Source organism: Polynucleobacter sp. TUM22923 (assembly GCF_030295705.1).
Lineage (GTDB): Bacteria > Pseudomonadota > Gammaproteobacteria > Burkholderiales > Burkholderiaceae > Polynucleobacter.
This window is the reverse complement of sequence record NZ_AP027274.1, coordinates 41,743-54,942: the sequence shown is the minus strand read 5'-3', so window position 1 is coordinate 54,942 and position 13,200 is coordinate 41,743. Positions and strand designations below refer to the sequence as shown.

The window sequence follows — 13,200 nt, the reverse complement described above, 5'->3', positions numbered from 1 at the left end:
TTACTTCGCTTTAGCAGCCATCACTGCTTCAGCTACGTTCTTAGGTGCTTCGGAATAATGCTTAAATTCCATGGTGTAGGTAGCGCGACCTTGGGTCAACGAGCGCAAGCCAGTCGAGTAACCAAACATCTCTGCTAACGGCACTTCTGCACGAACAATCTTGCCGCCGCCTGGAATGTCATCCATGCCTTGCAAAATACCGCGACGTGAAGAGAGATCGCCCATCACGTTACCCATGAAATCTTCTGGTGTTTCTACTTCAACAGCCATCATAGGTTCGAGCAATACTGGAGATGCTTTACGCATACCATCTTTGAACGCCATCGAACCCGCCATCTTAAATGCGTTTTCGTTTGAGTCAACATCATGATATGAACCGAAGAACAATGTTGCTTTGATGTCTACAACTGGGTAACCAGCCAAAATACCGGAGTTCAAAGTTTCGATAATGCCTTTTTCTACTGCAGGGATGTATTCACGGGGAACAACACCGCCCTTAATAGCGTCAACGAATTCAAAACCTTTACCTGGTACCTGTGGCTCTAACTTCAATACTACGTGGCCATACTGACCGCGGCCACCAGATTGCTTAACAAATTTACCTTCAACTTCTTCGCAAACTTTACGAATTGTTTCGCGGTACGCAACTTGTGGCTTACCAACAGTTGCCTCAACACCAAACTCACGACGCATACGATCAACCAAAATTTCTAAGTGGAGCTCGCCCATTCCAGAAATAATTGTTTGACCTGATTCTTCATCTGTTTTTACGCGGAACGAGGGATCTTCTTGTGCCAAGCGATTCAAAGCCAGGCCCATTTTTTCTTGGTCAGGCTTCGTCTTTGGTTCTACAGCTTGAGAAATCACTGGCTCTGGGAATACCATGCGCTCCAAAATAACGATACCGTCTGGATCGCACAATGTTTCGCCTGTAGTTGCATCTTTAAGGCCAACTGCAGCTGCGATGTCGCCTGCGTAAACTTCTTTAATTTCTTCGCGTTGGTTTGCATGCATCTGCAGCAAACGTCCAACACGCTCTTTTTTGCCCTTGATTGGGTTGTAGATCGTGTCGCCCGACTTCATCATGCCCGAGTAAACACGGAAGAAAATAAGCTGTCCAACAAATGGGTCAGTCATGATCTTAAATGCCAATGCAGAGAATTTCTCTTTGTCGTCAGCTTTGCGGGTTGTTGGTGTGCCGTCTTCCAGTTCACATGGAACTGGTGGTACATCTAACGGCGATGGCAGTAACTCAACCACTGCGTCCAACATCGCCTGAACACCTTTGTTTTTGAAAGCAGTTCCGCACAACATAGGAACGATTTCATTGGCAATGGTGCGCTGACGCAATGCAGCTTTGATTTCTTCTTCGGTCAGCTCTTCGCCGCCAAGATACTTTTCCATCAACTCTTCAGAGCTTTCGGCAGCAGCTTCAACTAATTTTTCACGCCATTCATCAGCAGATGCTTTTAGTTCAGCTGGAATTTCTTCGTAATTAAATTTGATACCCTGTGACTCGTCATCCCAAATAATGGCTTTCATCTTCACCAAATCAATCACGCCTTTGAAATTTTCTTCAGCGCCGATGGGAATTTGAATCAAAATTGGATTTGCTTTAAGGCGTAACTTCATCTGGTCATAGACCTTGAAGAAGTTTGCACCAGTACGGTCCATCTTGTTGACGAATGCCAAACGAGGCACTTTGTACTTATTAGCTTGGCGCCATACAGTTTCTGACTGTGGCTGAACACCACCAACGGCGCAGTACACCATACAAGCACCATCAAGTACACGCATGGAACGCTCAACTTCAATGGTGAAGTCTACGTGTCCTGGGGTATCAATGATGTTGATGCGATGCTCAGGAAAATTACCGGCCATGCCTTTCCAGAACGTTGTAGTAGCAGCAGAAGTAATCGTGATACCACGCTCTTGCTCTTGCTCCATCCAGTCCATGGTTGCTGCGCCATCATGTACTTCACCAATTTTGTGATTAACACCGGTGTAGAACAAAACGCGTTCTGTGGTTGTTGTCTTGCCTGCGTCAATATGCGCAGAAATACCAATGTTGCGGTATCTTTCTATGGGGGTTTTACGTGCCACTGTTAGTGCCTTTTCTTTGCTGTGCGATTAGAAGCGGAAATGTGAGAAAGCTTTGTTAGCTTCAGCCATACGGTGAACTTCTTCACGCTTCTTCATTGCGCCGCCACGACCTTCAGCAGCTTCTAATAGTTCATTTGCTAAACGCTGAGCCATGGATTTTTCTCCACGCTTCTTTGCAGCTTCGCGCACCCAACGCATTGCCAAAGCAGAGCGGCGTGATGGGCGAACTTCAACTGGAACCTGGTAGTTTGCACCACCAACACGGCGACTCTTTACCTCAACCATTGGCTTTACATTGCCCATGGCTGTTGAGAAAACTTCGAGCGGTTCTTTATTTGCTTTTTTCTCGATATGATCAAAGGCACCGTACACGATACGCTCTGCAACCGATTTTTTACCGTCCAGCATTAGGACGTTCATGAATTTTGCTACTTCTACATTGCCGAATTTTGGATCAGGCAAGATTTCCCGTTTAGGGACTTCACGACGACGTGGCATAACAACTCCTTCAGTTCAGTTAGGGATGATCCACATGGATCATCCGCTTCGGCTGCTCTACTATGTAGATGAAACTCCATCTAAACGGAACAGCCACTTACTTGTCTTTTAAGTCTGACAAACGAAGACTCACTACCAAATTCTTTGTAATACTCAGCAGCTAATTAAGCAGCCTTCTTAGCGCGCTTAGCACCATACTTGGAGCGTGACTGCTTACGGTCTTTAACACCTTGCAAGTCAAGCGATCCACGAACGATGTGGTAACGCACACCTGGTAAATCCTTTACACGACCGCCACGGATCAACACAACTGAGTGTTCCTGGAGGTTATGGCCTTCACCACCAATGTATGAAATAACTTCAAAACCATTGGTTAAGCGCACTTTAGCTACTTTACGTAACGCAGAGTTTGGCTTTTTTGGAGTAGTTGTGTACACGCGCGTACAAACACCACGACGCTGCGGACTATTTTGCAGAGCTGGGCTCTTACTTTTAACAGTCAGCCGGCTTCTTGGCTTACGTAATAATTGATTAATTGTTGGCATAAATAGCTCGGTTAGTACTTCTTTGTTGCTTTCTTTAAGAAAATCAATGACTTAGATAATTTCTAGGTCAAAAAGACCCTCTTCTCAATCAGTAGAACTCAGCATTCTAGCCTGACCAGCTCTTCCCGTCAACCTACAAGGGGAAAAACTGGCCATTTCTGGCCAAAAATACCAAATTAGCTTGGATCCGCCTCTGCAGCAGGAGCAATTACCTCTGCCTCTATTTCTACAGGCATATCGGCTATTGCCTCTTCTTCAGCAGCAATCATTTGAGCGCGATCACGCTCGAATTGCTCTCTGACCTTGCGTGCACGGCGATAAGCCAAGCCAGTACCAGCAGGGATCAAACGACCAATAATGACGTTTTCCTTGAGGCCACGAAGTGTATCGGTCTTGCCCATAATGGCGGCTTCGGTCAATACACGAGTGGTTTCTTGGAAAGAAGCCGCTGAAATAAAGCTGTCTGTAGACAAGGATGCTTTAGTAATACCCAACAATACATTCTCAAACTGAGCTGGGCGCTTACCTGCAGCGATCACTAAATCATTTGCATCATAGAGTTTGGAACGCTCAACTTGCTCACCCGTGATGTAGGCTGTATCGCCGCCATCCGTAATTTGCACACGACGCAACATCTGACGCACGATCACTTCGATGTGCTTGTCGTTAATCTTTACGCCTTGCAAACGGTAAACGTCTTGAACTTCATCGACAATATAGATTGCTAATTCTTCGATACCTCTGAGTGTCAAGATGTCATGTGGGTCAGCAGGACCTTCCACAATCATCTCGCCCTTATTCACAACTTGACCGTCATGAACAAGCACTTGCTTCTCTTTAGGAATCAAGAATTCATTCGATTCACCATCCATATCGGTAATCACTAAACGCTGCTTACCTTTGGTTTCTTTGCCGAAGGAAACTGTTCCAGTGACTTTAGCCAATACAGCAGCATCTTTTGGTGAGCGAGCTTCGAATAATTCAGCAACGCGCGGTAGGCCACCGGTAATGTCGCGAGTCTTCTGTGATTCAATTGGAATACGCGCCAATACTTCGCCAACCTCAACCTTTTGACCATCCTTAACAGTAATCAACGCGCCCACCTGCAGCCCGATATTCACTGGATGATCAGTACCCGCAATCATTACTTCTCCGCCCTTGTCATCAACTAAGTTGATCATTGGACGAACGCCTTTGCTTGCAGCACTACGACGCTTACCGTCAATCACCACCAAAGTGGAGAGGCCAGTTACCTCGTCAACCTGTTTAGCGACAGTAACACCTTCTTCTACGTTATCGAAGCGAGCAATACCGGCGTACTCAGAAATAATAGGACGGGTTAATGGATCCCAAGTGGCTAAGCTTGCGCCAGCCTTTACTGTTGCATCTTCTTTGACAGCCAGAGTTGCACCATAAGGCACCTTATGACGCTCACGCTCACGGCCGTTGTCATCAACAATTAAGACTTCGCCAGAACGTGAAATAACGATCTGCTCACCTTTTGCATTTTTAACAACGCGCATCGTGCCAGAGAATTTCAATGCACCATTAGACTTGGCTTCAATATTGCTTGCCACTAATGCACGTGAAGCTGCACCACCAATGTGGAAGGTACGCATTGTTAACTGAGTGCCTGGCTCACCAATGGACTGGGCGGCGATCACACCAACCGCTTCACCAACGTTCACCATACCGCCACGACCAAGGTCACGACCGTAGCACTTGGCGCACAAACCAAAGCGAGTTAAGCAAGACAATACTGTGCGCACTGTCACTTCATCGATGCCTAAGGCAACGATTTCATCAACATGGTCTTCATCCAATAATGTGTCATGCGCAACGATAACTGCCTGGGTATCAGGGTGAACAACATCACCAATACAGACACGACCCAAAATACGATCGCGTAATGCTTCGATAATTTCACCGCCCTCAACTAAGGCCTTCATCTTCACGCCGCTTGTTGCGCCACAGTCATCCTCAATCACGACGAGGTCTTGTGTAACGTCACATAAACGACGGGTCAAGTAGCCAGAGTTCGCTGTTTTCAATGCAGTATCAGCCAGGCCTTTACGTGCACCGTGGGTAGAAATGAAGTACTGTAAAACGTTCAAGCCTTCACGGAAGTTTGCTGTAATTGGCGTTTCAATAATCGAGCCATCAGGCTTGGCCATCAAGCCACGCATACCGGCTAACTGACGAATCTGCGCTGCAGATCCACGTGCACCAGAATCCGCCATCATGTAGATGGAATTGAAAGATTCTTGACGAACTGTTTTGCCGTTACGATCGAGAACGTCAACGTGTGACAACTCATCCATCATCGCTTTGCCAACCTGATCACCAGCAGCACCCCAAATATCTACCACGTTGTTATAACGCTCTTGGTTGGTTACAAGGCCTGACATAAACTGCTTGTCATACTCTTTTACTTTGGTAGACGCTTCATTGATGATGCGTTCTTTTGAAGTTGGAATCAACATATCGTCGATTGCAACCGAAATACCCGCATTAGTTGCCAAACGGAAACCGGATTGCAAAAGTCGATCGGCAAAAATAACTGTCTCACGTAGGCCGCACTTACGGAACGAAGTGTTGATTAAGCGAGAAATTTCTTTTTTCTTCAGCGGCTTATTGATTTCCTCAAAAGTCATACCCTTAGGCAAAATCTCTGACAGGATGGCACGGCCAACTGACGTTTGATAAATCTTGGTCTTTTCAGCAAAGCGGGCCTCGCCCTCTGCCTTCTTGTCCACGATTTCATGCTCGGTAATACGAACTGCAACGCGTGACGCTAATTCCACTTCACCGGCTTCGTATGCGCGCACAACCTCGGTAATGTTAGCGAAAACCATGCCTTCGCCCTTACCGTTGATCTTGTCACGAGTAGCGTAGTACAAGCCCAACACCACGTCCTGTGAAGGAACAATCGATGGCTCACCATTCGCTGGGAACAGTACGTTATTCGAGGCCAACATCAATGTACGCGCTTCCATCTGCGCTTCCAATGACAATGGAACGTGAACCGCCATTTGGTCGCCGTCAAAGTCCGCGTTAAATGCCGCGCAGACTAATGGGTGCAGTTGAATTGCCTTGCCTTCGATCAGCATAGGCTCGAAAGCCTGAATGCCAAGACGGTGTAGGGTTGGCGCACGGTTCAGCATAATTGGATGCTCACGAATCACTTCTTCGAGAATATCCCAAACGATTGGCGTCTGACTTTCAACTTCTTTCTTTGCAGCCTTAATCGTAGTTGCAATTCCTAAAGTCTCAAGCTTGTTAAAAATAAATGGTTTGAATAACTCCAAAGCCATTAATTTTGGCAAGCCGCACTGATGTAACTTGAGCGTAGGACCAACTACGATGACTGAACGACCTGAGTAGTCAACGCGCTTACCTAGCAAGTTTTGACGGAAACGACCACTCTTACCTTTAATCATTTCTGCTAAAGATTTGAGAGGACGCTTATTCGCGCCAGTCATTGCCTTACCGCGACGACCATTGTCAAGCAATGAGTCAACCGCTTCTTGCAGCATGCGTTTTTCGTTACGAACAATAATCTCTGGTGCACGCAACTCTAATAAGCGCTTTAAGCGATTGTTGCGGTTGATCACACGACGATAAAGATCGTTTAGATCGGAAGTAGCAAAGCGACCGCCATCCAATGGCACTAACGGACGTAGTTCTGGTGGCAATACTGGCAACACTTCCATGATCATCCAGTCAGGCTTAATTCCTGAAGTCTGGAATGCCTCTAGCACTTTTAAGCGCTTGGCATATTTTTTAATCTTGGCATCACTACCAGTCGCCTTTAGATCTGCGCGAATGACTTCTACTTCACGATCTATATCAATACCGCGCAATAGATCCCGAATACCTTCTGCGCCCATGATGGCAGTAAATGCGCCATCACCGTACTCTTCAGTCTTGGCAATGAACTCGTCTTCAGACATGATCTGCCCACGCTTCATTACACCCTCAGGGGTCATGCCAGCATCTACAACTACATAGGCTTCAAAATAAAGAACGCGCTCAATATCCCGCAAGGTCATATCAAGAACCATGCCCAAACGGGATGGCAATGACTTTAAGAACCAAATATGAGCAACTGGCGCTGCCAACTCAATGTGGCCCATACGCTCACGGCGTACCTTAGCGAGAGTTACCTCTACGCCGCACTTTTCACAAATTACGCCACGGAACTTTAAGCGCTTGTACTTACCGCATAAGCACTCGTAGTCTTTGGTTGGACCAAAAATTTTGGCACAAAACAGACCATCACGCTCGGGCTTAAAGGTCCGATAGTTAATGGTTTCTGGTTTGCGAACTTCGCCAAAAGACCATGAGCGAATTTTTTCAGGAGAAGCGAGACCAATTTTAATTACGTCAAATTGTTCGTCGCCCTGCGTTTGCTTAAATAAATCGAGCAATGCTTTCATATCAGTTGCGCTCCATGTCAATGTCAATACCCAACGAGCGGATTTCTTTTACCAACACGTTGAAGGATTCGGGCATGCCAGCATCAATAGTGTGCTCGCCCTTGACGATGTTTTCATAAACCTTGGTACGGCCTGCGACGTCATCGGACTTCACTGTCAGCATTTCCTGCAAGACATATGAAGCACCGTATGCTTCGAGGGCCCAAACTTCCATCTCACCAAAGCGCTGACCACCAAACTGTGCTTTACCGCCAAGTGGCTGTTGCGTTACTAAAGAGTAAGGTCCGGTTGAGCGAGCATGCATCTTGTCATCCACTAAATGGTGGAGCTTCAAGACATGCATCACGCCAACGGTTACTGGACGCTCAAACTGATCGCCAGTACGGCCATCACACAGAATCATTTGCTGACGGGATGGCGTCATCTTCAAAGAAGTTGCTACTTCTTCTGGATAGGCCAACTCGAGCATTCTGCTAATTTCCGCCTCAGTAGCGCCATCAAATACTGGCGTTGCAAATGGCAATCCTTGACGTAAGTTCTCCGCCAAAACCATTACTTGCTCATCGGTAAAGTTGTCTAAGTCCTCAATGCGGCCTGTTTCGTTATAAAGCTGCTTTAAAAACTTACGGAGTTCAGCCTGTTTAGCCTGCTCCCGAACCATCTCGTCGATACGTTTTCCAATACCTTGGGCAGCCCAACCTAAGTGGGTTTCCAATATCTGGCCAACGTTCATACGGGAAGGCACGCCCAATGGGTTCAAGACGATATCAACAGGTCTGCCATCAGCCATAAATGGCATATCTTCAGCAGGAGCAATTTTAGAAACCACCCCTTTATTACCATGACGACCGGCCATCTTGTCGCCAGGCTGCAATCGACGTTTAACTGCTAAGTAGACTTTGACCATCTTCGTTACGCCGGGCTGTAAATCATCACCCTGGGTTAACTTAGTACGCTTCTCTTCAAAAGCATCGTCAAACTGCTTACGCTTGGCTTCAATAGAAGATTTCACTGCTTCAACTTGTGAGGCAACATCTTCCTCTGCAGGACGAACATCGAACCAATGGTATTTATCCAAGTCGGCAAGGTATTCCTTATCGATCTTGCTGCCTTTAGCTAATTTCTTAGGTCCGCCATTGGCAACTTTACCAATCAACAGTTTTTCTAAACGCATGAAGGCATCGCCCTCAACAATACGCAACTGATCGTTTAAATCCAAACGATAGCGCTGTAGCTCTTCTTGAATAATGGCTTGTGCACGTGCATCGCGCTCAATTCCTTCACGGGTGAAGACTTGAACGTCAATAACTGTACCGATCATTCCAGAAGGAACACGTAAAGATGTATCTTTTACATCAGACGCTTTCTCACCGAAAATCGCACGAAGTAACTTCTCTTCAGGTGTCAGTGTTGTCTCGCCCTTCGGAGTTACCTTGCCAACCAATACGTCGCCGGCTTGAACTTCAGCTCCAATATAAACAATACCGCTTTCATCTAAACGCGAGAGTTGTGACTCTGCTAAATTTGAAATGTCACGTGTAATTTCTTCTGAGCCTAGCTTGGTATCGCGTGCAACAACGGACAGCTCCTCAATATGAATTGAAGTGTAACGGTCATCAGCAACTACCTTCTCAGAAATCAAAATTGAATCTTCAAAGTTGTAACCGTTCCATGGCATAAATGCCACGGTCATATTTTGACCCAAGGCTAACTCACCCAAGTCTGTCGATGCACCATCAGCTACCACGTCACCACGAGCTACACGATCTCCAACTTGAACGATCGGACGCTGATTGATGTTGGTATTTTGATTTGAGCGGGTGTACTTAATGAGGTTATAAATCTCGACACCAACTTCGCCAGCCGCAGTTTCATCATCGTTTACACGAATAACGATACGGTTTGCATCAACGTAATCCACAATACCGCCGCGGTTAGCCAATACAACTGTGCCGGAATCCACTGCCACAATGCGCTCTAGGCCTGTTCCAACTAATGGTTTATCAGGGCGTAAGCAAGGAACTGCTTGACGCTGCATGTTCGCACCCATCAATGCACGGTTCGCATCATCATGCTCTAAAAATGGCACAAGCGAAGCCGCTGCAGAAACGATTTGACTAGGCGCTACGTCAATAAAGTCAACGCGCTCTGGACTGACCATCATCGTTTCGCCGGCTTGACGAGCTGAAACCAGTTCGTCAGCTAATTTGCCGCTCTTGTCGATTGTTGCATTCGCCTGCGCGATAACATATTTAGCCTCTTCAATCGCCGAGAGATACATTACTTCATCACTTACTTTACTGTTTGCTACTTTACGATACGGCGTCTCTAAGAAACCGTGCTCGTTTAGGCGTGCAAATAGCGCGAGTGAGTTGATCAGACCAATGTTTGGTCCCTCTGGCGTTTCGATAGGACAAACACGACCGTAGTGAGTAGGGTGTACGTCACGCACTTCAAAGCCAGCGCGCTCACGTGTTAAGCCACCAGGTCCCAGTGCTGAGATACGACGCTTATGCGTGATCTCTGACAGAGGATTTGTTTGGTCCATAAACTGAGACAACTGTGAAGATCCGAAAAATTCACGAATAGCCGAAGAAATTGGCTTGCTGTTGATCAAGTCATGCGGCATGAGATTTTCTGTTTCGGCTTGGCCGAGACGCTCTTTCACAGCACGCTCTACGCGTGATAAGCCTGCACGAAATTGATTTTCTGCTAACTCACCAACACAACGTACGCGACGATTGCCCAGGTGATCGATGTCATCAACCTCACCTTTGCCGTTACGTAAATCAACAAGTGACTTAATGGTTTCCAGGATATCTTCATCCGATAGAACCATTGCGCCTTCCATCTCTGAACGACCGAGACGGCTGTTAACTTTCATACGACCAACGCGAGATAAATCATAACTATCTTCGTTGTAGAACAAACGCTGGAATAAAGCTTCAACAGCGTCTTCTGTTGGTGGCTCGCCAGGACGCATCATGCGATAGATGGCAATACGAGCCGCCATCTGATCCGCGGTTTCATCTGTACGCAGTGTTTGTGAGATGTAAGCACCAGAATCTAAGTCATTGGTATAAATAGTCTCTAGTTGCTTGATGCCTGCATCACGCAATGTAGCCAATAACTCTTCCGTGATTTCATCATTGGCATAGGCCAAGATTTCACCTGTATCTGGATCAATAGTATTGCGCGCAACTACACGACCAACTAAGTAGTCATCAGGAACAATAATGTTCTTGGTTTTAGCGGCCTCGAGTTCACGAATATGCTTTGCATTGATGCGCTTGTCTTTTTGAATGACAACAACGCCATCCTTATCTAGCACATCGAAGTTAGCCATCTGACCACGCAAACGCTCTGGAACAAACTCCATTGCAGCACCGTTGGCTGTCAACGCAAAATGGTCAAAGTTAAAAAAGTTTGCCAAAATCTGTTCGTTGTTTAAACCAATTGCTTTTAGCAAAATGGTAACGGGCATCTTACGACGACGGTCAACTCGGAAATACAATACGTCCTTAGGATCAAACTCAAAATCGAGCCATGAACCACGGTAAGGAATAATGCGCGCTGAGAATAGGAGTTTTCCGGAACTATGCGTCTTGCCTTTATCGTGCTCAAAGAACACGCCTGGGGAACGATGCAACTGAGACACAATGACGCGCTCAGTGCCGTTAATCACAAATGATCCGTTATCAGTCATGAGTGGAATTTCACCCATGTAAACTTCACTCTCTTTTACTTCTTTTACCTTAGTAGGTGCTTCGCGATCGTAAATGATCAAGCGAACTTTTGCACGTAAAGCTGAGTGATAGGTATAGCCACGCTGCTGACATTCTTTAACATCAAATGGCGGCTGCGCCAATTGGTACGACACATATTCCATGCGTGCGTAGCCATTGTTTGACGTAATAGGAAATGCCGATGTGAAAGCGGCTTGAAGTCCCTCAGTGAGACGAGACATTGCCGGCTTATCAGCCTGTAAAAATTTAGCGTAGGATTCCAGCTGGGTTGCGATCAGGTACGGAACCTGGTGATTATTTACTCGCTTAGCAAAGCTTTTACGGACTCGCTTGCGTTCGGTGAAGCTGTAGTTCATTTCATCTCCGAATTCAGCGACTGTACAAAGATTTGGCGGTTGGCCACTACCAACCTCTGGCGGACAACACTCAATCGCATAGATTCAGTGTCCGACCAAACTTGCATTCTGCAGTCGTATCAGAAGGCAAACCCGATTTCAATTACAAATGAAATCGGGTTTGACCACTAAAGGTCAAACCCAACTGAGCTAACGCTTCTTTTTGAGAAACGTTAGCACTTGTTGTATTACTTAATTTCTGACTTCGCGCCTGCTTCGTCAAGCTTCTTCTTAGCTTCTTCAGCGGTCTTTTTATCAACAGCCTCTTTGATTGGCTTTGGAGCACCGTCAACTAAGTCTTTTGCTTCTTTTAGGCCAAGACCAGTAATTTCGCGAACAGCCTTAATTACTGATACTTTGTTTGCGCCAGCTTCAAGCAAGTTAACAGTAAATTCTGTTTGCTCTTCAGCTGCAGCAGCGCCAGCACCAGCTGGGCCAGCAACAGCCATGGCTGCTGCGGATACGCCAAACTTCTCTTCGAACGCCTTAACTAAGTCGTTCAAATCCATTACGGACATGCTGCCTACTGCATCAATGATTTCTTCTTTAGTAATCGCCATTTTTAGCTCCTAATACTTTAATAGTTAACTGTCGCTTATTCAGCGGCAGGGGTTTCAACGTTTGGTTCTGTTCCAGCTTCTGGAGCAGCTGCAGGTTCTGCACTAGCTTCTGGAGCTGCGGCTTCGGCAGTAACTTCTGCTGGAGCTGCTACTGCGGCTGGCGCTACTTCGGCCACTGGAGCGGGTGCTCCTGCTGCCTTTTGTGCTGCTACTGCACCTAATACGCGAGCCATTGCAGAAACTGGTGCCAACATCACACCCAATAACTGAGATAACAACTCATCGCGACTAGGAATTGCCGCTAATGCTTTAACGGCTGCTACATCTAGCAATTTACCGTTGTATAAGCCAGCTGTAATAACGAGCTTGTCTTGAGTTTTAGCAAAGTTCTGCAATACTTTTGCCGAAGCAATCGGATCAGCAGAGATGCTATAAATCAAGGGCCCAGTCATCGAATCAGCAAGAGGCTCAAACTGTGTGCCTTGTGCAGCACGGCGCGCCAATGTGTTCTTCAAAACGCGAAGATAGACACCATGGTCACGTGCACTTGCACGAAGCTTTGTCAACTGCTCAACTGGAATACCACGGTATTCAGCAAGCACGACTGTTTGAGCTCCCGCCAATTGAGCGCCGACATCAGCAACAATCGCTTTTTTGTCTTGTACATTCAAAGGCACGGTTTAACTCCTTAAAAACCAACTGTTTCCAGTTGGGGTTACACACCAGCGTCTGATCATTTGTCACAAAAAATTGTGAAATCTTTTCAGGGTCGCCATCTGCGCTGGCCATCACTCTCGTAACGATTAAGAATCTATTTCTTGACTAGCAAATGAATCCGCCAACGGTCTTTGATGTTCGGCTTTTATTGGTTACAACAAAAGCCGACCCAAAGTTCTTTTTGCTACAAAAAGCGC

At 46.5% G+C, this 13,200-nt stretch carries 6 protein-coding genes and 1 pseudogene; all 7 read right to left on the bottom strand.

Annotated elements, in window-relative coordinates; all coding sequences use genetic code 11:
* Positions 1-2,103: an elongation factor G gene (fusA, locus tag QUD86_RS00280; protein ID WP_286297147.1), complete on the bottom strand. Its 2,103-nt coding sequence runs from the start codon at positions 2,101-2,103 to the stop codon at positions 1-3.
* 27 nt (positions 2,104-2,130) lie between these two features.
* A complete protein-coding gene (rpsG, locus tag QUD86_RS00275; protein ID WP_015420229.1) occupies positions 2,131-2,601 on the bottom strand; it encodes a 30S ribosomal protein S7 in 471 nt (156 codons plus the stop codon).
* 164 nt (positions 2,602-2,765) lie between these two features.
* A complete protein-coding gene (rpsL, locus tag QUD86_RS00270) occupies positions 2,766-3,146 on the bottom strand; it encodes a 30S ribosomal protein S12 (protein WP_062307031.1) in 381 nt (126 codons plus the stop codon).
* 176 nt (positions 3,147-3,322) lie between these two features.
* Positions 3,323-7,585: a DNA-directed RNA polymerase subunit beta' gene (rpoC, locus tag QUD86_RS00265; RefSeq protein WP_286297139.1), complete on the bottom strand. Its 4,263-nt coding sequence runs from the start codon at positions 7,583-7,585 to the stop codon at positions 3,323-3,325.
* Position 7,586: 1 nt separating this feature from the next.
* Entirely contained in the window at positions 7,587-11,687 is a 4,101-nt protein-coding gene (gene rpoB, locus QUD86_RS00260) for a DNA-directed RNA polymerase subunit beta (RefSeq protein WP_286297137.1), read from the bottom strand.
* A gap of 227 nt (positions 11,688-11,914) precedes the next feature.
* The gene (rplL, locus tag QUD86_RS00255; protein WP_286297135.1) at positions 11,915-12,286 is read right to left on the bottom strand and encodes a 50S ribosomal protein L7/L12; all 372 of its coding nucleotides are present in this window, start codon (positions 12,284-12,286) and stop codon (positions 11,915-11,917) included.
* A 152-nt stretch (positions 12,287-12,438) separates the two neighbouring features.
* A pseudogene (rplJ, locus tag QUD86_RS00250) lies at positions 12,439-12,963 on the bottom strand (50S ribosomal protein L10); the annotation flags it as partial.
* Between the last annotated feature and the right edge of the window lie 237 nt (positions 12,964-13,200).